A 20,103-nucleotide genomic window follows, 5' to 3' on the forward strand; every position below is an offset into this window, starting at 1 on the left:
CCCAGGACACGGACAGCCCGTGCGGATCGTTCTGTTCACCGGCAAGGGCGGCGTCGGCAAGTCGACCGTCGCTGCCGGCACGGCGGCGCTCGCCGCCGCCCGCGGCCGGCGGACCCTGGTGATCTCCACGGACGCAGCCCACTCGCTCGCCGACGCGTACGGCGCCGCGGCGTCCGGCGCCACCCACCCCGGGGCGGAGCCGACCGAGGTGGCGCCGAACCTCTTCCTGCAGCAGGTCGACGCCCAGCTGCGCTTCGAGCAGTCGTGGGCGGACATCCAGCGCTACCTGCTCTCCGTCCTCGACGCCGCCGGCATGGACCCGGTCGCGGCGGAGGAGATGACCGTCATCCCGGGCGCCGAGGAGGTGCTGGCCCTGCTCGAGCTGCGCCAGCACGCCCGCTCCGGTCGCTGGGACGTGGTCGTCGTCGACTGCGCGCCGACCGCGGAGACGCTGCGGCTGCTCGCGCTGCCCGAGGCGCTGGGCTGGTACATCGAGCGGCTGCTGCCGATCCAGCGGCGGCTGGTCAAGGCGTTGCGCCCGGTGCTGAACCGCGCGGCCGGGGTGCCGATGCCCGGTGACGGCGTGTTCGACGCGATCACCCGCCTGCACGCCGAGCTCGACGACGTGCACGAGCTGCTCTCCGGGCCGGAGGCGAGCGTGCGGCTCGTGCTCACGCCGGAGAAGGTCGTGCTCGCCGAGGCCCGCCGTGCGTTCACGAGCCTGTGCCTGTTCGGCTACCGCGTCGACGGCGTCATCGCGAACCGGGTCTTCCCGACCGACGACGCCGACCCCTGGCGTGCCGCGTGGGTCGAGGCCCAGCGCGGCGTGCTGGCCGAGGTGGCCCAGTCCTTCAACGGGCTGCCCGTCCACAGCTCGGAGTACCAGCCGAGCGAGCCGGTGGGCGTCGACGCGCTCGCCGACCTCGCGAGCACCCTGTACGGCGACACTGACCCGCTCGCCGTACCCGAGGACGAGGGGCCGTTCCGGGTCACCCGCAGCGAGGACGGCGGGGCGGTGGTGCACCTCGCGCTGCCCTTCGTGTCCCGCTCGGAGGTCGAGCTCGCGCGCAACGGCGACGAGCTGGTGATGACCGTCGGCTCCTACCGCCGCCTGCTGACGCTGCCGCCGGGCCTGGCCCGGCTGCGCGTCGCCGGTGCGCGGGTCGACGACGGAGAGCTGCGGGTCCGCTTCGCCGAGCCCGCACTGGAGGCGCGATGAACGACGAGAACCGCAACGGACGCGACGGCCACGGTGGACCCGACGGCCAGCCCGACGTGGGCAGCGTCGGCGAGGAGGCGATGAAGCTGTTCGGCGCGCTCGCCGACCTCGCCCGCCAGCAGGGCGGGGACGTCGCCGGCGGCCTGGGCGACCTCGCGGGCCAGGCAGCAGCGATGGCGCAGGACGTCAACGAGCACCTCGCGACCGACAGCGCCGAGTGCCGCTACTGTCCGGTGTGCCGCGTGGTGCACGCGGTGCGCCAGACCTCGCCGGAGGTGCGGGCGCACCTCGCCGTCGCGGCGTCCTCGTTGCTGCAGGCGGCAGCGGGACTGCTGGAGACGTTGCCCGCCGACCCGGGCACCCGGGAGGGATCCCGGGGGACCGGTGTCGAGCGGATCGACCTCGACGACGAACCCGAGCCGGGAGACACACCGTGAGCAGCGCACTGACCTGTGGCATCGACATCGGCGGCACCAAGATCGCCGGGGCGGTCGTGGACGCCGACGGCGGCATCGTCGCCGAGGCCCGGGTCGAGTCGCCGGCGGCGGACCCGACGGCGATGGAGGAGGCTGCGGCCGGCCTGGTCGCCCGCTTCGCCGCCGACCACGGGATCACCGCCGTCGGCGTCGGTGCCGCCGGCTACATCGCCTCGGACCGCTCGACCGTGCTCTTCGCCCCCAACATCGCCTGGCGCAACGAGCCGCTCGGCTCCGACCTGGCCCGGCTCGCGGGCCTGCCGGTCGTCGTCGAGAACGACGCGAACGCCGCGGCCTGGGGCGAGTTCCGGTACGGCGCCGGGCGGGACGTCGACGACCAGCTGATGGTCACCGTCGGCACCGGCGTGGGCGGTGGCATCGTCGTCGACGGCCGGCTGCTGCGCGGTGCCCACGGGGTCGCGGCCGAGATCGGCCACCTCAACGTCGTCCCCGACGGCCGCCAGTGCGGCTGCGGCAACCGCGGCTGCCTCGAGCAGTACGGCAGCGGCACCGCGCTGGTGCGCGCCGCCCGCGAGGCCGTCGCCGCCAACTCCCTGCTCGCCCGGGACCTCGTCGAGCGGGCCGGCGGTGACCCCGAGGCGATCACCGGCCCGATGATCACCGAGGCGGCGCAGGACGGGGACCGGTTCGCCATCGAGCAGTTCGAGCAGCTGGGCCGCTGGCTGGGGCACGGCATCGCCTCCCTCGTCGCGGTCCTCGACCCCGCCGTCATCGTCATCGGCGGCGGCGTGAGCGAGGCCGGTGCGCTGCTGGTCGATCCGCTGCGGGCTGCCTTCGAGCACGAGCTGAGCGGCCGCGGCTTCCGGCCGACCGCCGAGATCCGGCTCGCCGAGCTGGGCAACCGCGCCGGCGTCATCGGTGCCGCCGACCTCGCCCGCGTCTGACGGACGCCCGGTGGAGCGCAACTACACCGTCGGCGTCGACGTCGGCGGCACCAAGGTGCTCGCCGTGCGGGTGAGCGCCTCGGGCGAGCTCGAGGCGTCGGCGGTGCGCCCCATGCCGGGCCGGACCGCGCCGGAGGCCGACGTCGAGACCGCCGTCGCCGACGCCGCCCGCGACGTCTTCCTCACGCACCCACCCGCAGCGGTGGGGGTGTCCGCCGCCGGCCTGGTCGACGCGGCGGGGGAGCACTACCTCTTCGGCGCCCACCTGCCGTGGCGCGACGCGCCCGTGCGCCGCCGGGTCGAGGGCCTGCTCGGCGTGCCCGTCGTCATGGACAACGACGCGAACTGTGCCGCCTGGGCCGAGCTGACCGCCGGGGCCGCGCGCGGCCGCCGGTCGGTCGTGCTGGTCACCATCGGCACCGGGATCGGCGGTGCGCTGGTGCTCGGCGGCCGGCTGGTCCGCGGAGCCCACGGCGTCGCCGGCGAGTTCGGCCACATGCAGGCGGTGCCCGGCGGGCTGGAGTGCGAGTGCGGCCTGCGCGGCTGCTGGGAGCAGTACTGCTCCGGGCGCGCGCTGGAGCGGGTCACCCGGGTCGCCCTGGGCCGGCACCTGACCGGCCCCGAGGTCACTGCGCTGGCGCTGGAGGGCGACGAGGTCGCCCGCGAGGCGTTCGGCTCCGTGGGCCGCTGGCTCGGCGTGGGTACGGCGGCACTGGTGTCCGCGTTCGACCCGGAGCTCGTCGTCGTGGGCGGCGGGGTGTCCGCGGTCGGCGACCTGCTGCTGGCCCCGGCGCGGGAGGCGCTTCGCTCCTCGCTGCAGGGGACCGACCACCGGCCGGTGCCGGACCTCGTGCCGGCCGCGCTCGGGCCGGAGGCCGGCGCGGTGGGCGCCGCGCTCCTCGCGCGCGACGGCAGGCCGTAGCCGGCAGGACCTAGAGGACCGCGCCGTCGTCCCACGGGTCGCGCGGGTCGCTCGGCATCGTCAGCACGAGGTAGCCGAACCCGACGAGGAAGGCGCCGACCAGCGCCCAGCCGACCAGCGACGGGATGCCGACGCCGGCGACGACGAAGACCAGCAGCACCGCGGGGGAGCCGAAGACGCCGAGCCAGGCCAGCAGCCGGTCCGGCGTCGGGCGCGGGAGCGGCGGCGGGGGCGGCGGGACGAAGGAGTCCTCGTCGTCGTACCCCAGCTCCGGGGGCTCGTCGTCCGGCTGGCGCACGGGCCCGGGCTCCGGGGCAGCAGCGGGCTCGGCCTGGTCCTCGGGCTCGAGCACCCGCTCGCCGTAGTTGTCGACGATGGCCTGCCAGGCGGCGTCCTCGTCAGGCTGCTCCCGCTGCACGTGCCCAGCCTACGCCCGGGGTCATGCGCTGGCGGTGGTCGCCGAGGTGACCCGGGCGACGAAGTCCGCCGACCGCTCGAAGATCGTCGGGGCGTCGTTGTCGAGGGTGGCGACGTGGTAGCTCTCGGGCAGCTCGACGCGGGTGACGTCGGTGGAGGAGACGCGGTCGAGGATGACCGGCTCGGACACGTCGTCGACGACGTGGTCCACGCTCGAGCGCAGGTAGAGCAGCGGCGAGGTGACCTTCGGCAGGTCGGCCACCAGGCCCGGCCAGCTGCTGATCAGCGAGTGGATCGCCTTGAGCGGGGTCCTGGTGTAGGCGGACTCGGTGACGCCCGGCTTCTTGATGTCGTCGGCGATCGCGGGGAACGCCGGCACGAGGTGCTTGAGCACCGGCAGCAGCTTGACGTCGAGCCGCTTCGTGCCGACGGCAGGGTTGACCAGCATCACGCCCGCGACCTGGTCGCCGCGGTCGGCGGCGAGCCGGAGCGCGAGCGTGCCGCCCATGGACAACCCGCCCACGACGACCGCGTCGTGCTCGGCGCGCAGGTCGTCGAAGGTGCGGGTGATGGCGCCGTACCAGTCGGCGAAGCGGTGCCGGTTGAGCTCCTGCCAGGTCGTGCCGTGCCCCGGCAGCAGGGGTACGGCGACGCCGTACCCGAGCGCGCCGAGGTGCTCGCCCCACGGCCGCATCGACACCGGGGAGCCGGTGAACCCGTGGCTGAGCAGCACGGCGACCCGGCGTCCGCCGGTCAGCTCGGGGCGGGCGGCGATCGTCAGTGGCTCGGTCTGCGGCGCGGGGCTGGTGGCCATGGCGCGATTGTGCCGCACGGCGGGTCGGCGCGGGCGGTGTCGCGGGTGACGGGCAGGCCTACGTCCCGGAGCCGGGAGGCACTACGCTGCAAGGCAGCCGGTGCCCGTTCGGGGCGGGCGCCGCACGCCACGGGAAAGGTACGGGTCAGGTGTTCTACTGGTTCCTGAAGTTCATCGCGCTCGGGCCGCTCCTGAAGGTCGTCTTCAGGCCGCGCGCCGAGGGCGCCGAGAACGTCCCGGCGACGGGTCCGGCGATCCTCGCCAGCAACCACCTCTCCTACGCCGACTGGCTGTTCATGCCGCTGGTGATCCCGCGGATGGTCCGCTTCGTCGCCAAGGCGGAGTACTTCACCTCGCCGGGCATCAAGGGCTGGCTGCAGAAGAACTTCTTCAGCGGCACCGGCAACATCCCGATCGACCGCACCAGCGGCGACGCCGCCTCCGGCGCGCTGGTCTCGGCGAAGCGGGTCCTCGCCGAGGGCGAGCTCTTCGGCATCTACCCCGAGGGCACCCGCTCCCACGACGGGCGCCTCTACCGCGGCAAGACCGGCATCGCCCGGCTCGCGCTGGAGACCGGCGTCCCGGTCATCCCTGTCGCCGTCGTCGGCACCGACGTGGTGGCGCCCCCGGGCAAGAAGTTCGGCCGGATCACGCGTCCGACCGTCCGCTTCGGCAAGCCGATGGACTTCTCCCGCTACGCCGGCATGGAGAACGACCGCTTCATCCTGCGCTCGATCACCGACGAGATCATGTACGAGATCATGAAGCTGTCCGGCCAGGAGTACGTCGACATGTACGCCACCAAGGCCAAGGCCGAGGCGAAGAAGGCCGAGCACGACGAGCGGAAGCTGGCGTCCTGACCTGTCGCGGCGTCCGTCTGGGCCGGCAGCCATGAGGACCCCGCCGTCGCGGGCGGCGCTCGCCGTCGAGGACCGGATGTTCCGCGCGCTCGCGGTGCTCCGAGTCGTCGTGCTCGGCTACGCCCTCGCCATCAACGCCTACCGCAACAACTTCGACCACCCCGCGCTGGCGTGGGCGTGCGTCGGCCTGATGGTCGTCGCGACCGCGGTGTTCATCCCGGTGTACGCCGCCCCCGAGCGCCGCGGACCGGCGCTGCTCGGCATCGACCTGGCCCTCGCGGTCGGGCTGCTGCTGGCGACCCCGGTCGTCAAGGGGCCGTGGTTCAGCGCCACCATCCCGAGCTACTTCGTCGTCGGCGCGATGCTCGCCTGGGCCGCCCGCTGGGGCTGGCGCGGCGGGACGGTCGCAGCCGCGACTCTCGGCGCCGTCGACCTGCTGTGCCGCTCCGAGATCGCCCAGAAGGACTGGGGCAACGTCTTCCTGCTCCTGCTCGGCGGATCCATGGTCGGCTTCCTGTGCGAGTCGCTGAAGGTGATGGCTGCCGAGCGCGACCTCGCCCAGCGCGAGGCCGCGGCCGCCGAGGAGCGGGCGCGGCTGGCCCGGGTCGTGCACGACGGCGTGCTGCAGGTGCTGGCCCTGGTGCAGCGCCGCGGGTCCGAGCTGGGCGGCGAGGCGGCCGAGCTCGGCCGGCTGGCCGGCGAGCAGGAGAACGTGCTGCGCACCCTCATCCGCTCCCAGGACGCCGTCGGCACCGGCGAGGGCGCCCGCGCGCCGGGCGGCGCCCCGGCAACCGCCGACCTCTCCGCAGCCCTGGGCCCCCTCGGCGCCCGACCCGGCACGGAGGTCGCACTCCCCGCGGGAGCCGTCGAGCTGCCCGCCCCGGTCGTGGAGGAGCTCGCGGCCGTCGTACGTGCGTGCCTGGACAACGTCGACCGCCACGTCGGCGAGGGCGCCCCGGCGTGGGTGCTCCTGGAGGACCTCGGGGACCGGGTCGAGGTGTCCGTGCGCGACGAGGGACCGGGCATCCCCGAGGGCCGGCTCGCCGCGGCCGCCGCGGAGGGCCGGATGGGCGTCTCCGAGTCGATCTGCGGGCGGATGCGCGACCTCGGCGGGACCGCCGAGCTCGACACCGGCACCCACGGCACGGAGTGGGTGCTCAGCGTGCCCCGGGAGGCAGCATGACGATCCACACCACCCACCCCTTCGCCGACGCGGACCCGGACCCGGCGCGCCGGTTCCGATCGCACGTCAGCGGCGCCGTGACGCTGTGGACCGCGGGCGACGACGTCGAGCGCGCGGGACTCACGGTCACCTCGCTCATGGTCGCCCTCGGTCCGGAGCCGACGGTGCTGGCGCTCCTCGACCCGGACTCGGACCTGCTCGAGGTGCTCCGTGAGACCGGGACCGCGATCGTGCAGCTGCTGTCGTGGCCGGACCGCCAGCTCGCCGAGGCGTTCGCGGGTACGGCGCCGGCGCCGGGCGGCCCGTTCCGGCAAGCCGCGTTCGTGGACACCGACCACGGGCCCCGGCTCGCGTCGTCGGCCACCTGGGCGGGGGTCCGCCTGACGGGGGAGCGGGAGGTCGGCTGGTCCGTCGAGGTCGCGGCCGTGGTCGAGCACGTGGAGGTCGGCGAGACCGACGACCCGCTGCTGCACCGCCGCGGCCGATTCCACCGCCACCAGGCGTAGGGCACTAGGGTTCCTGACCATGACGGACCAGATCCGGGTCATGGTCGTCGACGACCACCCCATGTGGCGCGACGCCGTCGAGCGCGACCTCGCGGCCGCCGGCTTCGACGTGGTCGCGGTGGCCGCCACCGGCACCGAGGCGATCAACCGGTTCCGGGCGACCCGGCCGCAGGTCGTCGTGCTGGACCTGCAGATCCCCGCCCCGACGGGCGTCGAGGTCACGGCCGCGGTGCTGTCGGAGGAGCCGTCGTCGCGGGTGCTGATCCTGTCGGCGTCGGGCGAGCAGGACGACGTCCTCGCGGCCGTGAAGGCCGGTGCCACCGGCTACCTGGTGAAGTCGGCCTCGCGCGAGGAGCTGCTCGACGCGGTGCGCCGCGTCGCGGCCGGCGACAGCGTGTTCACCCCCGGGCTCGCAGCGCTCGTGCTCGGCGAGTTCCGGCGGATGAACCAGCCGGAGACGCCGCCGGGGGAGAGGCTCACCGAGCGGGAGACCGAGATCCTGCGGATGGTGGCCAAGGGGATGTCGTACAAGCAGATCGCGGAGCGGCTCGTGCTCTCCCACCGCACGGTGCAGAACCACGTGCAGAACACGCTGCGGAAGCTGCAGATGCACAACCGCGTGCAGCTCACCCGCTACGCCATCGAGCAGGGCCTCGACGTCGACGACGACGAGTAGGGCCCAGTCGGCCCCGTCGGCCCGGACGGCCCGGACGGCTCAGTCGCCGCGGGCGGGGTGCGGCTTCCCGCCGGAGGGCGAGGCGTCGACGAGGTCGTGCTGGACGCCCCAGTCGCGGCGCAGCCGCTGCTCCTGCTCGGCCTCGTAGGCCTTGCCGCGCCGCGCGCGGCGCGGCAGCGTCGCCGGCACCCGGTCGAGCGCGTGGTTCACCGCGGACAGCACCGGCCCGGTGCGCGCCACGAGCGCGGTCAGCCGGGTGGACGGGATGGCCAGCTCGTCAGCGATCTCGTCACCGAGGAAGAGCCGCTCCAGAGCGTGCACGACGGCCGGCGCGTGGCGGGCCAGGCGGCCGGGCAGGACGCCCTCGAGCTCGGGCACGAGGAACTCGCGGTTGATGCTGCCGACCAGCGCCCGGCAGTAGTCGTCGACCGGCGGCCGGGTCAGCAGGTAGACCTCCTCCAGCCGCTGCTGCTCGGCGGCGTCGCGGGGGAGCAGGGACGGGTCGATGCCGAGCAGGTGGCCGAGGTAGCGCCAGCGGGCGTAGGCCGCGTCGACCTCGTGCGGGAGGTACGGCGCGCCGACCTGCCGCATCGCGCGCAGCGGGATGAGCGTGAACTCGACGAGCGTGTAGGCGAGGTAGGCCTGGCAGATCGGCAGCCCCCACGCGGCGGAGTCCCAGTCGGGACGCCGCAGCAGGTCGGCGCGGACGAGCGCGTGGATGATCCGCACCCGCACGGTGAGCTCGAAGCCGTCGGAGAACCGGTCCAGCCCGCCGGGCTGGTTGACGGCGATCAGCCACGAGCCGACCTCGATGGTGCGCGCACCGGCGTTCTCGACGTACCTCCCGGTCATCTCCAGCGGCCGGGACGCCGCGGAGTTCGCGTAGCCGCTGACCAGGGAGGCGGCGCCGAGCACGATGCCGGCGGCGCGGGAGTAGCGCGAGACGTAGCGGCTGTCGCGGTAGATCCGCTCCGCGTCGAGCCACGGCGGGGTGCGGTCGAGCTCGGCGAAGAGCGCCCGCAGCGACTCCGGTGCGTCGGGCACGGCGTCGATACCCTCGCGGCACGCGGTCCGGAGCATGCGCATCGCCCGGCGGTGCCCCACCTTTGCGAAGTCGGCGACGAAGGCGTCGGCCAGCGGGTCGCCCTGCCACATGGCGGCGAGGTAGGTGTCGGTGAATTCCCCGAACCGGCGCCGGGCCTCGTCCACCCGACGGAGGCTGGTCGGGACGCTGGCGGGGAGCTGCTCGGTCACCATGCCACGAGGCTAAAGTGAGGAAGTCTCACCTTCTACTCGCTTTTCGGGAGGCCTCGTGGCGCAGCGCCCGCGGGCCCGTCCGCGCCAGGACCGGGCCGTCCAGACGCGCCGGCACCTCCTGGACACGGCCGTGCGCATCCTCGACCAGCACGGCGCCGACCGGCTGACCACGACCGCCGTCGTCGAGCGTGCGCACGTCAGCAGCGGCACGTTCTACCGCTACTTCAACGACCGCAACGAGCTGCTCGACGTGCTCCGCGACGAGGCGGTGCGCGCGATCAGCGACGACCTCATGGTCAGCGTCGTCGACGCGCTCGAGCTCGACCTCGAGGACGCCATCCGGCTGGTCGTGGTCACCCTCGTCGAGGGCTTCGAGCAGCACCGTGGCGTCATCACCGCGATGGTCAACCGCATGCCGGCCGGCAACAACGCCAACGTGCTCCCCGAGATCGAGGCCGACCTGCACCGGCTCGCCTCCCTGCTCCCGCGCCGGCACCGCCCGGACCTGCCGGCCGAGCGGCTCGAGGGCGTGGTGTTCATGCTGATGGGTGTCCTCGTCTCCACCTGCCTGCGCACCGCGCTGGCACGGCCACCGGGCGTGGACCGGGACCAGCTCGTCGACCTGACGGTCGCGATGATCAGCGCCGGCCTGCGCGACCTTCCGGGAGGGGACTGACCGCAGGGCCCGCGCGTCGGGCAGACTCGGGGCGTGGCCGACCTGCTGGAGATCGCCGACGAGCTCTACGCCCTGCCGCTGGGCGAGTTCACGCCGTCGCGCGACGCACGGGTGAAGGAGCTCAAGGGCACGCCGCTGGCCGCGAAGGTGAAGTCGTTGCGCAAGCCCAGCACCGCTGCGTGGGTCGTCAACCTGCTGGTACGACGCGAGGGAGGCCAGGTCGACCAGGTGCTCAGCGTCGGCGCGGCCCTGCGCGAGGCCCAGCAGGCGATGTCGGCCGGCGAGCTCCGCAACCTCACCCGGCAACGCCGGCAGGTCACCGCCGCCGTCACCACCCAGGCCCGGCGGCTCGCCGCCGAGGAGGGCCTGCGGGTCACCGAGGCCGTCGCCGAGCAGGTCGAGGCGACGCTCACCGCCGCGATGGTCGACGAGGGCTGCGGCCGGGCCGTGCGCAGCGGGCTCCTGACCGCGGCGCTGCGCACCACCGGCGTCGAGCCGATGGAGGAGGGCGACCTCGCCACGGCGCTCGCCGTGCCGGAGGCGCTGGGCTTCAGCGCCACGCCGCGCGAGGCGAAGGCGCCCGGCCCGCCCGACCTGCACGTCGTACCGGACCCGGACAGGGAGGCGAAGGCGCGCGCGGCCGCGGAGGAGCGCCTCGCCGCGGCGGTCGAGGAGCACGAGGCCGCGGCCGAAGCCCACGACGAGGCGAAGGCCGAGGTCGAGCGGCTCGAGGCGCGCCAGCTGCAGGTGCAGGCCGAGATCGACGAGCTGCGCCGCAAGCTCGCCGACCTCGAGGACCAGGCCGAGGGGCTCGAGGAGGAGCTGGCCGAGGCCGAGGAGGTCCGCGACGGTGCCTCGGCCGAGCTGCGCACCGCCACCGCGGAGCGCGACGCCGCCCAGCGCGCGCTCGACCGCCTCGGCTGACCCGCCGGGACGGCGGACCTCAGCCCGCGCGGACGATCTCGAGCACCCGCCGGTCGATCCAGGCCAGCTCGGGGGAGACCCGCATCTCGTAGTTCTCGGTGCCCACCCAGGTCAGGAAGTCGGGGTGGCCGGCCGCGGTCGCGAAGGCCTCCAGCTCCTCACGCAGCCCGGCGTGGACCACCACCTTCTCGTCGTCGGTCGAGGCGGTGAGGTAGAGCTCGTGCAGCGCCAGCAGCCGGCGCAGCTCCTCGATCGGCGCGGCGTGGTCGTCGACGCGGAGGTCGACGGCGACGTCGTCGCGACCGCCGTAACCGGCCTCCTCGCGGACCACCATGATCGCGGCGGACTGGCGCCCGCGACGGTCGCCGCCGGCCTCGTCGCCCGCGGCCAGCGCGGCCACCAGCCGGTCCTGCAGGGGCGCCGTGGCGTCGCTGGCGAGCCAGGCCTCCTCCATCGCCTCGACCACCTCGGGGCCGGCCAGGCAGTTGCCCTGGATGGCGTAGCCGTCGCCGGTGCGGCCGCCGGCCCACGGGATGCACTCGGTGCCGGTGTGCGAGGCGGCGTTGCCGTCGAGGTCGACGATGCCGGCCTGGCGGTGCTGGTAGCCGGGATCCTCCTCCAGGAGCCGCTGGAGCGCGACCGGTGCGGTCGCCCCCTCGTCCAGGTGGGCGAGGGCGAGACCCTTCCAGGCCACGTTCGCGTCGGCCTGGGTGGCGATGGCACCGACCCCCGCCACGGCGGCCGGGACGGCGGAGCCGACGGCGAGGAACTTCGAGGCGACGGCGACGCCCCAGGTCTCGCCGTCGGCGGAGCGGGCAACGATCGAGAAGGTCATGCCCGCAGCCTAGGGCGCGCCGGGAGCCGGCCTAGGCCGAGTCGCGGCGGACCAGCGCCGGCGGGAAGATCACCCGGATCGGGCGTGGTCCGCGCTGGTCGTCGATCTGCTCCAGCAGCAGCCGCACGGCCTGCTCGGCCATCTCCCCGATCGGGTTGCGCACCGTCGTCAGCTGCGGCGTGGTGCGTTCGGGTACCCCCACATCGTCGTACCCGACCACAGCCACGTCGCCCGGGACGCTGCGTCCCGACCCGGCGAGCACGCGCAGCGCGCCCGCCGCCATGAGGTCCGACGCGGCGACGATGCCGTCGAGGTCCGGCGCCCGCTCCAGCAGCAGCCGGGCCGCCGCCTCGCCGCCGGACTCGGTGAAGTCGCCGTGCTCGACGAGATCGTCGGACAGCCCCGCGGCCCGCATGGTCGTGCGCCAGCCGTCGAGGCGGTCGATGCCGGCGGCCATGTCGCCCGGTCCGGCGATCGTCGCGATCCGGCGGCAGCCCCGCTCGACCAGCAGCTCGGTCGCGGCCCGCCCGCCCGCGACGTTGTCGGTGTCGACGTAGGCGACCTTGTCCGCGCTGGTCCACGGCCGGCCGACGAACGCGCACGGCAGGCCGAGCGCGGCGAGGTGGTCGGCGAGCCGGTCGCTGCGGTGGTGCGAGACCACGATCGCGCCGTCGATGTGCCGGCTGCCGAGGTAGCGCAGCAGGCGCCGCTCCTCCTCGCCGGGCTTCGCCAGCAGCAGCACGAGCTGCAGGTCCCGGGTCGCGAGCATCCGGTTGACCCCGCGCAGGGTGTGCACGAAGAAGGGGTCGGAGAACACCCGCTCGTCCGGCTCGGGCACCACCAGCGCGACCGAGTCGGTGCGTCGGGTGACCAGGCTCCGGGCGGCCGGGTTCGGGGTGTAGCCGAGCTCGAGCACGGCCGCCTCGACCGCGGCGAGCGCGGCGGGGGAGACCCGGTTGCCCCCGTTGATCGCGCGCGAGGCCGTCGCCCGCGACACACCGGCGCGGCGGGCGACCTCGTCGAGGGTCGGCGCACCCCCCGGGGAGTCGCTCGGCGGTCGGTTCACGCGGGGCACGTTAACCGACTTCCGGCAGGCGTCCGGTGCGGGCGACCTCGGCGATGAGCCGGGCGCTCGACTTGGGGGTACGACGCTGGTTCTCGAAGTCGCAGTGCACGATGCCGAAGCGCTGCTCGTAGCCGTAGGCCCACTCGAAGTTGTCGAGCAACGACCACGCGAAGTAGCCGCGCACGTCGACACCGGCGGCCATCGCCTCGTGGAGGGCGCGCAGGTGGCCGTGGAAGTAGGTCACCCGCTCCGGGTCGTGCACCGTGCCGTCGGGCGCCACCTCGTCGGGGTAGGCCGCGCCGTTCTCGGTGATGTAGACCGGCGGGAGGTCGTAGTCGCGGGCGAGCCCGACCAGCAGGTCGCGCAGGCCGTCGGGCTGGACCTCCCAGTCGATGCCGGTCACCGGCAGCCCGCGGCGGGGGAAGACGATGCCGTCGCCGCCCGGGAACGGGCTGGAGGTCGGCCGGCTCGGGTGCGGGATCCGCGAGCCGAGCAGGTCGGCCGCCGGGTGCTCGCGACCCGACGCGGCGTCGCCGTGGTAGTAGTTCACGCCCAGGAAGTCGAGGGGAGCGCTGATCACCTCGAGGTCGCCCTCGAGCACGAACTCCTGCCAGGCCCGGCCGCGCCAGGTCATGCCCTCGGTGTGCGCGGCCAGCCCGTCGTCGTACTTGCCGCGCAGGACCGGCTCGAGGAACACCCGGTTCCACAGCTGGTCGACCCGCTCGGCCGCCGCCACGTCGGCCGGCTCGCCGGTGTCGAAGGGCTCGGACAGGGTGAGGTTCAGCGTGATGCCGAGCTGGTCCTCCGGTGCGCGCCGGCGCAGCTCCTCCACGGTGCGCCCGTGGGCGAGCAGGAGGTGGTGGGCGGCGATGACGCCGGCGACGCCCTCCTGCCGGCCCGGCGCGTGCTGGCCGCCGGTGTAGCCGAGGAAGGCGCTGCACCACGGCTCGTTGAAGGTGGTCCAGTGGTGCACGCGGTCGCCGAGCGCCTCGTGGATCGTGAGCGCGTACTCGACGTACCGCTCGACGGTGTCCCGCTCCAGCCAGCCGCCGGCGTCCTCGAGCGCCTGGGGCAGGTCCCAGTGGTAGAGCGTCGCCCACGGCAGCACGCCGGCCCCGAGGAGCTCGTCGACGAGGCGGTCGTAGAAGCCGATGCCCGCCGGGTTGGGGGCACCGCCGTCCGGGCGCACCCGCGGCCACGCGATGGAGAAGCGGTAGGAGCCGAGGCCGAGGTCGCGCACGAGGGCGACGTCCTCGGGCATCCGGTGGTAGTGGTCGCACGCGACGTCCCCGGTGTCGCCGTTGCGCACCGCGCCGGGGACCCTGCTGAAGGTGTCCCAGATCGATGGCGTGCGGCCGTCCTCGCTGGCGGCGCCCTCGATCTGGTACGCCGCGGTCGCGGCTCCCCAGAGGAAGTCGGCGGGGAACGTGGGCTCGCCGTCGGTGGGCTGGGCGGGGGTGGGGGTCGGGGAGGTCATCCCTTGACGGCTCCTTGCATGATGCCGGTGACCAGCTGTCGGCCGGCGAGGACGAAGAGCAGGAGCAGCGGGATGGTCGACATCCCGGCGCCTGCGAGGACGAGCGCGTAGTCGGTGGTCTGGCCCTGGCCGGTCAGCGCCAGCCGGTCGAGGGCGATCTGGAGGGTCTCGGTCTCCTGCAGCGCGACGAGGGGCCACATGTAGTCGGTCCACACCTGCATGAAGGTGAACAGGAAGAGGATCGCCATCGCCGGGCGTGCGGCCGGGACGGCGACGGTCCAGAAGGTGCGCAGCATGGTGCAGCCGTCCATGCGGGCGGCCTCGATCAGCTCCGTGGGCACCGCGTCGACGAGGTACTGCCGCATGAAGAACACGCCGAACGCGGTGACCAGCGTCGGCAGGGCGACGGCGGCGAGGGTGTCGAGCAGGCCGTAGTCGCGCATCAGGATGAACAGCGGGACGATCGCCAGCTGCGTCGGCACGGCCATCGTCATCACGACGAAGCCCATCAGCAGGTTGCTGCCGCGGAACGTCAGCTTCGCGAACGCGTAGCCGGCCAGGGTCGAGAAGAAGACCACGGCGACGCCGCAGGCGGTCGAGACGATGAGGCTGTTGAGCATCGCCTGCCAGAAGTCCACCGAGTCGATGACGCGGCGGGCGTTCTCGAGGAAGTGGCCGCCCGGCACGAGCGGGGGAGGGAAATCGTTGGCCTCGCCCTTGGTGTGCGAGCCGATGACGAACGACCAGTAGAGCGGCAGCGCCGAGCCCAGCACGAACGCGGCGAGCAGGCCGTAGACGAGGAACCCGGGGCGGCCGGAGGTGCGGGCGCTCACGAGACGCTCCTGCGGGTGAGGAAGCGGGTGATCGCGAAGTTGAGTGCCGCGATCCCCACGATGATGAGGAAGAGGATCCAGGCGGCGGCCGAGGCGCGACCGTAGAACTGGTCCTCGATGCCCTTGACGTAGATGTAGAGCGTCGACGTCATGTACTGGTGGTCCGGGCCGCCCTCGCGGTTCGGGGTGTCGTCGAACAGCCGCGGCTCGGTGAAGATCTGCAGCCCGCCGATGGTGCTGGTGATGATGACGAAGATCATCGTCGGCCGGATCATCGGCAGGGTGACGGAGAAGAACTGGCGGATCCGCCCGGCGCCGTCGAGCGACGCCGCCTCGTAGAGGTCGCGGGGGACCGCCTGCATGGCCGCGAGGAAGATCAGGGCGTTGTAGCCGGTCCAGCGCCAGTTGACCATCCCGGCGATCGCCAGGTGGCTCCACCATCGGTCGACGTGCCACCGGATCGGCTCGAGGCCGACCTCGGTCAGGAGCTGGTTGATCATGCCGTAGCGGTCGGCGAACAGGCTGCCGAAGATCAGCACGGCAGCCGTCGGCGCGACGACGAAGGGCAGCAGCACGCTCATCCGCCAGAAGGTGCGCCCGCGCAGCCGGTTGTCGAGCAGGGCCGCCACGGCCACCGCCAGGACGACCTGGGGGACCGACGACATGAGGAAGATCGAGAAGGTGTTGACCAGGGCCTTGCGGAAGACCGGGTCGGTCAGCACGAAGCGGTAGTTGTCGAGGCCGATGAACTCGCCCCGCACGTAGTAGGCGCGGTTCCAGTCGAAGAGCGAGAGGAAGCCGGTGTAGAGGAGCGGGTAGAGCCCGACGAGCGCGAACAGGACGAAGAACGGCGACACGTAGAGGTACGGGCTGAGCTTGAGGTCCCAGCGCGAGCGGCGCTGGCGGCGCAGGAGCCTGCGGTCGCCGGCGGCGCGGGCGCGCCGGCGGTCCCCGGGCGGCTCGGGGCGCCCGTCCGCCGGGGACGTCGCGGTGGCGGCGTCCCCGGCGGGTGCGGTGCTGTTGGTCATCGGGTCTCGATCACTCGGTCGGGTGGGAGGTGTCCGGCTCGGCCCGGGTCACTGCAGCGCAGCGACGTCGGACAGGAAGGTCCCCCACGACTTCTCCGGGTCCGTGCCCTGGTCGACGCGGTTGATGGCGTCCTGGAACTTCCCGAGGATGTCGGAGTAGAGCGGGCCGTGGTAGGGCTGCACCTCGATCGCGGCGGCGCGGTTGGAGAAGATCTCACCGGCCGGGGCGTCGTTGAAGTACGGGTCCGTGGCCTTGAGCAGCTCCGGGTCCTCGAGCGCCTCGACCTGCGAGGGGAAGTTGCCGAGGCTGGCGAAGATCTTCAGCTGCTGCTCCGGGGCGGTGATCCAGGTGATGAACTCCTGCGCCTCGGCCTGGTGCTTCGACGTCTTCGGGATCGCGAGGTAGGAGCCGCCCCAGTTGCCGCCACCGCCCGGGAACACGTCGGCGATGTCCCACACGACACCCTTCGGCGCCGGGTCGCCGGTGTTGTCACGGATGTTGCTGCGCATCCAGCCCGGGCAGGGGATGGTGGCGAAGCCGTCCTTCTTGAAGCCGGCGCTCCAGTCGTCGCTCCACTGCGGGGCCTTCGTCGACAGTGTCGGCACGTGGCTGGTCACGGTGTCGTAGAGGGCCTTGAGCTCCTCGTTCTCGACGTCGACGGTGTTGTCAGCCTGCTCGAACGGGAACTCCACCTGGTTGAGCATCGCCTGCGCAATCGAGCCGGAGGCGTCGTACCAGGCGCTGCCGGGGACGGCCTTGACGAACTTCTCGCCGAGCGCGAAGTAGTCCTCCCAGGTGGTCATCAGCTTCGCGACCTCGGCGCGGTCGCTGGGCAGCCCGGCCTTCTCGAAGAGGTCGGCGCGGTAGCAGATCGCCTCCGGGCCGGCGTCGGTCGCGTACCCGAGGAGCGCGCCGTCGGGCGTGGTGGCAGCCTCCTCCTTGAAGTCGAGCCAGCGGCCCTCCACCTCGTCGGAGGACAGGTCGACCCACCGGTCGGGGGCGGCGACGAGGGCCGGCATGAAGTCGCCCTCGACGGCGACCACGTCCGGCAGGCCGCTGCCGGCCTGCAGGTTGGTGTTGAGCTCGTTCTTCCAGTCGTCCCAGAGGGAGACCTTGGTCTGCTTGACCTGGATGTCGGGGTTGGCCGCGTTCCACTCCTCGATGAGGGCGTCGTAGCCGAACTCGCCGAAGGTGGTGATCGTCAACGACTCGCCCTCGCCCAGCTTCTGCTGCTCGGCGGACTTGGTCGGGTCGTCGCTGGAGCCGCAGGCACTCATCCCGAGGACGAGGCTCGCGACGGCCGCCGAGGCGACCAGGCGGGTGGGCCGGCGAAGGCCCGCGGTGGTGTGGTGCACGGTGTTGCTCCTCGGGGTGAGCGATGAGGCGGGAGTCTGCCGCTGTCGGCGCTGCAGGTGTGAGAGCGCTTCCATTCCGTGCGGCGTGCACACCATGACATGGGTCACACTCGACGTCAACACCCCTCGCGAGAGATCGAGACCAGGGCGCCCGTCTCGGGTGGGAGCGCTTCCACTAGACGGGCGTGGAAGCCTGTCCTACTGTGAGCCCCGTCACCGGTGGACGCCGGTGGGAGACCCGCGAGAGGAGCGGACATGGCACAGGTGCGGTTCGACCAGGCGACCTACGCCTACCCGGGCGCCGACCGGCCCGCCGTCGACGGGCTGGACCTGGAGATCGCCGACGGCGAGTTCATGGTGCTGGTCGGGCCCTCGGGCTGCGGCAAGTCGACCTCGCTGCGGATGCTGGCCGGGCTCGAGCCGGTGACGTCGGGGTCGATCCACATCGGCGACCAGGACGTCACCGACGTCGCGCCGAAGGACCGCGACATCGCCATGGTCTTCCAGACCTACGCGCTCTACCCGCACCTGACGGTGGCGGAGAACATGGCCTTCGCGCTCAAGATCGCCGGGGTCCCGAAGTCTGAGCGCATGTCCCGGGTCGGCGAGGCCGCGAAGCTGCTCGACCTCGAGGGCGTGCTCGACCGCAAGCCGCGCGCACTGTCCGGCGGCCAGCGCCAGCGGGTGGCGATGGGGCGCGCGATCGTCCGCCAGCCCCAGGTCTTCTGCATGGACGAGCCGCTGTCCAACCTCGACGCGAAGCTGCGGGTCTCCACCCGCACCCAGATCGCGGCCCTGCAGCGCCGGCTCGGCACCACCACGGTCTACGTCACCCACGACCAGGTGGAGGCGATGACGATGGGGGACCGGGTGGCGGTCATGAAGGACGGCGTCCTGCAGCAGGTCGACACCCCGCTCGCGCTCTTCGACCGGCCGGCCAACGCCTTCGTCGCCGGTTTCATCGGCTCCCCGGCGATGAACCTGCTCACCGGCAAGACCGCCGGCGACGGGGTGGCCGTCGTCGACGGGGTCGACATCCCGATCGCCCGGGACGCCGCCGCGGCCGCCACCGGCCCGGTCACCCTCGGCGTCCGCCCGGAGGCGTGGCGCGTCGTCGGCCCGGACGAGCCGGGGCTGCCCGTCACCGTGCAGGTCGTCGAGGAGCTCGGCGCCGACTCCTACCTCTACGCCACCCCGGCCGCCGGCGACCTCGGCACCCGCCCCGCCGGCGAGCTCGTGCCGCAGGTCGTCGTCCGGCTCGACCAGCGCACCGGCCTGCGACGCGGCGAGCGGGTCCGCCTGGCCGTCGACCCGGCCGCGGTGCACGTCTTCGACGGCGAGACCGGCCTCCGGCTCGGGGCGTAGGTTGAGTGCCATGCGCGTCGGAGTGCTGACCGGTGGAGGTGACTGTCCCGGGCTCAACGCAGTGATCCGGGCCGTCGTCCGCAAGGGCGTCAAGGAGCACGGCTTCGAGTTCATCGGCTTCTGCGACGGCTGGAGGGGGCCCCTCGAGGGCTTGACCATGCCGCTCGGCATCGAGCAGTGCCGCGGCATCCTCCCGCGCGGCGGCACGATCCTCGGCTCGTCGCGCACCAACCCCTTCAGCGTCGAGAACGGCGTCGAGCGGATCCGCGAGAACCTCGCGGCCGCACGGGTCGACGCCCTCGTCGCGATCGGCGGCGAGGACACCCTCGGGGTCGCGACGAAGCTCGCCGACCTCGGGGTCCAGGTCGTCGGCGTCCCGAAGACCATCGACAACGACCTGTCCGGCACCGACTTCACCTTCGGCTTCGACACCGCGGTCAACATCGCCACCGAGGCGATCGACCGGCTGCACACCACCGCCGAGTCGCACCACCGCGTGCTCGTCGTGGAGGTGATGGGCCGCCACGCCGGGTGGATCGCGCTGCACGCCGGCATCGCCGGCGGGGCGAGCGCGGTGCTCATCCCGGAGGTGCCCTTCGACATCGAGGCGGTCTGCGCCCACGTCGAGACCCGCTTCCACAGCGAGTACGCCCCGATCATCGTGGTCTCCGAGGGTGCGGTGCCCGCCGACGGCAGCGGGATGACCCTGGCCAGCGGCGAGAAGGACGCCTTCGGCCACGTCCGCCTCGGCGGCATCGGCGACCGGCTCGCCCGCGAGATCGAGGACCGCACCGGCAAGGAGGCGCGCGCCGTCGTCCTGGGCCACGTCCAGCGCGGCGGGACGCCTACCGCGTTCGACCGGTGGCTGGCCACCCGCTTCGGCCTGCAGGCGATCGACGCGGTCGCCGACGGGGAGTACGGCGTCATGGTGGCCCTGCGCGGCGCCGACATCGTGCGGGTCCCGCTCATCGAGGGCACCGGCGAGCTGAAGGTCGTCAGCCCGCGGGAGTACGCCGAGGCGCAGGTCTTCTTCGGCTGATTCCCTATTGGGGATCAGGCGTCAAGTGGCGGGTTGTTTGACGTCGTCGATGCCGGTTGTCAGGATCGTTGGTGGGGAAGGTCGCCTCGTGTGCCGACGCCGTTGGGTGTCTGGCTTTGCATGCCCCGCTGGGGCTTGGTGAGGGGCCTTCCCCGCCTTCTTGCTGCGGCGGCGCGAGCGCACCTCGGGTGGGACGGTCCACTGCTGGGCGATGATCTGCTTGGCCTGCGCTGCGGTGACGGGGGTGCCGTCGGTGTCGCAGATGACGT

22 protein-coding genes are annotated in these 20,103 nt (G+C 73.3%); 12 read left to right on the forward strand and 10 right to left on the reverse strand.

Annotation, left to right across the window (positions count from 1 at the left end; all coding sequences use genetic code 11):
* Positions 1-19 precede the first annotated feature (19 nt).
* The 4 genes from NOCJ54_RS0108965 to NOCJ54_RS0108980 are packed head-to-tail and all read left to right on the forward strand — an operon-like array spanning position 20 to position 3,522.
* A complete protein-coding gene (locus NOCJ54_RS0108965) occupies positions 20-1,219 on the forward strand; it encodes an ArsA family ATPase (protein WP_028655230.1) in 1,200 nt (399 codons plus the stop codon).
* Complete coding sequence (locus NOCJ54_RS0108970) at positions 1,216-1,656, forward strand: hypothetical protein (RefSeq protein ID WP_028655231.1); 441 nt, start codon at positions 1,216-1,218, stop codon at positions 1,654-1,656. The genes NOCJ54_RS0108965 and NOCJ54_RS0108970 overlap by 4 nt, the downstream gene beginning before the upstream one ends.
* Positions 1,653-2,600, forward strand: a complete 948-nt coding sequence (locus NOCJ54_RS0108975; protein WP_036517337.1) for an ROK family glucokinase — start codon at positions 1,653-1,655, stop codon at positions 2,598-2,600. The genes NOCJ54_RS0108970 and NOCJ54_RS0108975 overlap by 4 nt, the downstream gene beginning before the upstream one ends.
* A 10-nt stretch (positions 2,601-2,610) precedes the next feature.
* A complete protein-coding gene (locus NOCJ54_RS0108980; protein WP_028655233.1) occupies positions 2,611-3,522 on the forward strand; it encodes an ROK family protein in 912 nt (303 codons plus the stop codon).
* A gap of 10 nt (positions 3,523-3,532) precedes the next feature.
* Here NOCJ54_RS0108980 and NOCJ54_RS28150 read toward each other — a convergent pair whose 3' ends face one another.
* Positions 3,533-3,940 carry a hypothetical protein gene (locus NOCJ54_RS28150; RefSeq protein WP_051485641.1) on the reverse strand — a complete coding sequence of 136 codons (408 nt, stop codon included), beginning with the start codon at positions 3,938-3,940 and terminating at the stop codon, positions 3,533-3,535.
* Positions 3,941-3,961: 21 nt separating this feature from the next.
* On the reverse strand, positions 3,962-4,753 hold the full coding sequence (locus NOCJ54_RS0108990) for an alpha/beta hydrolase (RefSeq protein WP_028655234.1): 792 nt from the start codon (positions 4,751-4,753) through the stop codon (positions 3,962-3,964).
* A gap of 149 nt (positions 4,754-4,902) precedes the next feature.
* Here NOCJ54_RS0108990 and NOCJ54_RS0108995 point away from each other — a divergent pair, with 149 nt between their 5' ends.
* Genes NOCJ54_RS0108995 through NOCJ54_RS0109010 form a run of 4 tightly spaced genes read left to right on the forward strand, consistent with a single transcriptional unit; the run spans position 4,903 to position 7,978 of the window.
* Positions 4,903-5,613: a lysophospholipid acyltransferase family protein gene (locus NOCJ54_RS0108995; protein ID WP_028655235.1), complete on the forward strand. Its 711-nt coding sequence runs from the start codon at positions 4,903-4,905 to the stop codon at positions 5,611-5,613.
* A 31-nt stretch (positions 5,614-5,644) separates the two neighbouring features.
* Complete coding sequence (gene macS, locus NOCJ54_RS0109000) at positions 5,645-6,796, forward strand: MacS family sensor histidine kinase (RefSeq protein ID WP_028655236.1); 1,152 nt, start codon at positions 5,645-5,647, stop codon at positions 6,794-6,796.
* Positions 6,793-7,302: a flavin reductase family protein gene (locus NOCJ54_RS0109005; protein WP_028655237.1), complete on the forward strand. Its 510-nt coding sequence runs from the start codon at positions 6,793-6,795 to the stop codon at positions 7,300-7,302. The genes macS and NOCJ54_RS0109005 overlap by 4 nt, the downstream gene beginning before the upstream one ends.
* Before the next feature lie 19 nt (positions 7,303-7,321).
* Positions 7,322-7,978 carry a response regulator gene (locus tag NOCJ54_RS0109010; protein ID WP_028655238.1) on the forward strand — a complete coding sequence of 219 codons (657 nt, stop codon included), beginning with the start codon at positions 7,322-7,324 and terminating at the stop codon, positions 7,976-7,978.
* A gap of 39 nt (positions 7,979-8,017) precedes the next feature.
* Here NOCJ54_RS0109010 and NOCJ54_RS0109015 read toward each other — a convergent pair whose 3' ends face one another.
* Positions 8,018-9,235, reverse strand: coding sequence for an oxygenase MpaB family protein (locus NOCJ54_RS0109015; protein ID WP_051485642.1), 1,218 nt, complete (start codon positions 9,233-9,235; stop codon positions 8,018-8,020).
* A 55-nt stretch (positions 9,236-9,290) separates the two neighbouring features.
* On the opposite strand from NOCJ54_RS0109015, the gene NOCJ54_RS24775 reads away from it, so the two are divergent.
* Together NOCJ54_RS24775 and NOCJ54_RS0109025 are read left to right on the forward strand one after the other, a co-directional pair.
* Entirely contained in the window at positions 9,291-9,911 is a 621-nt protein-coding gene (locus tag NOCJ54_RS24775; protein WP_051485643.1) for a TetR/AcrR family transcriptional regulator, read from the forward strand.
* Positions 9,912-9,944: 33 nt separating this feature from the next.
* On the forward strand, positions 9,945-10,835 hold the full coding sequence (locus tag NOCJ54_RS0109025; protein ID WP_028655240.1) for a hypothetical protein: 891 nt from the start codon (positions 9,945-9,947) through the stop codon (positions 10,833-10,835).
* Positions 10,836-10,854: 19 nt separating this feature from the next.
* Here the strand turns inward: NOCJ54_RS0109025 and NOCJ54_RS0109030 are convergent, their stop codons facing one another.
* The 6 genes from NOCJ54_RS0109030 to NOCJ54_RS0109055 are packed head-to-tail and all read right to left on the reverse strand — an operon-like array spanning position 10,855 to position 17,430.
* Complete coding sequence (locus NOCJ54_RS0109030; RefSeq protein WP_028655241.1) at positions 10,855-11,670, reverse strand: DUF1028 domain-containing protein; 816 nt, start codon at positions 11,668-11,670, stop codon at positions 10,855-10,857.
* A 31-nt stretch (positions 11,671-11,701) separates the two neighbouring features.
* Complete coding sequence (locus tag NOCJ54_RS0109035; protein ID WP_028655242.1) at positions 11,702-12,736, reverse strand: LacI family DNA-binding transcriptional regulator; 1,035 nt, start codon at positions 12,734-12,736, stop codon at positions 11,702-11,704.
* Positions 12,737-12,746: 10 nt separating this feature from the next.
* Entirely contained in the window at positions 12,747-14,213 is a 1,467-nt protein-coding gene (locus tag NOCJ54_RS24780) for a glycoside hydrolase family 1 protein (RefSeq protein ID WP_036517339.1), read from the reverse strand.
* Positions 14,210-15,046 carry a carbohydrate ABC transporter permease gene (locus tag NOCJ54_RS0109045; protein ID WP_028655243.1) on the reverse strand — a complete coding sequence of 279 codons (837 nt, stop codon included), beginning with the start codon at positions 15,044-15,046 and terminating at the stop codon, positions 14,210-14,212. Before NOCJ54_RS0109045 ends, NOCJ54_RS24780 begins: the two co-directional genes overlap by 4 nt.
* On the reverse strand, positions 15,043-16,074 hold the full coding sequence (locus NOCJ54_RS29400; RefSeq protein ID WP_036517341.1) for a carbohydrate ABC transporter permease: 1,032 nt from the start codon (positions 16,072-16,074) through the stop codon (positions 15,043-15,045). Before NOCJ54_RS29400 ends, NOCJ54_RS0109045 begins: the two co-directional genes overlap by 4 nt.
* A 48-nt stretch (positions 16,075-16,122) precedes the next feature.
* Entirely contained in the window at positions 16,123-17,430 is a 1,308-nt protein-coding gene (locus tag NOCJ54_RS0109055; protein WP_036517342.1) for an ABC transporter substrate-binding protein, read from the reverse strand.
* 255 nt (positions 17,431-17,685) lie between these two features.
* On the opposite strand from NOCJ54_RS0109055, the gene NOCJ54_RS0109060 reads away from it, so the two are divergent.
* Positions 17,686-18,795, forward strand: coding sequence for an ABC transporter ATP-binding protein (locus tag NOCJ54_RS0109060; RefSeq protein WP_028655245.1), 1,110 nt, complete (start codon positions 17,686-17,688; stop codon positions 18,793-18,795).
* Positions 18,796-18,805: 10 nt separating this feature from the next.
* Positions 18,806-19,834 carry a 6-phosphofructokinase gene (locus NOCJ54_RS0109065; protein WP_028655246.1) on the forward strand — a complete coding sequence of 343 codons (1,029 nt, stop codon included), beginning with the start codon at positions 18,806-18,808 and terminating at the stop codon, positions 19,832-19,834.
* Between the two features lie 21 nt (positions 19,835-19,855).
* On the opposite strand, the gene NOCJ54_RS30270 is transcribed toward NOCJ54_RS0109065, so the two are convergent.
* On the reverse strand, positions 19,856-20,103 hold a 248-nt coding region (locus NOCJ54_RS30270), incomplete at its 5' end, for a hypothetical protein (protein WP_232221729.1).

This window comes from Nocardioides sp. J54, from assembly GCF_000519005.1.
In the GTDB taxonomy this organism is placed as follows: Bacteria; Actinomycetota; Actinomycetes; order Propionibacteriales; family Nocardioidaceae; genus Nocardioides.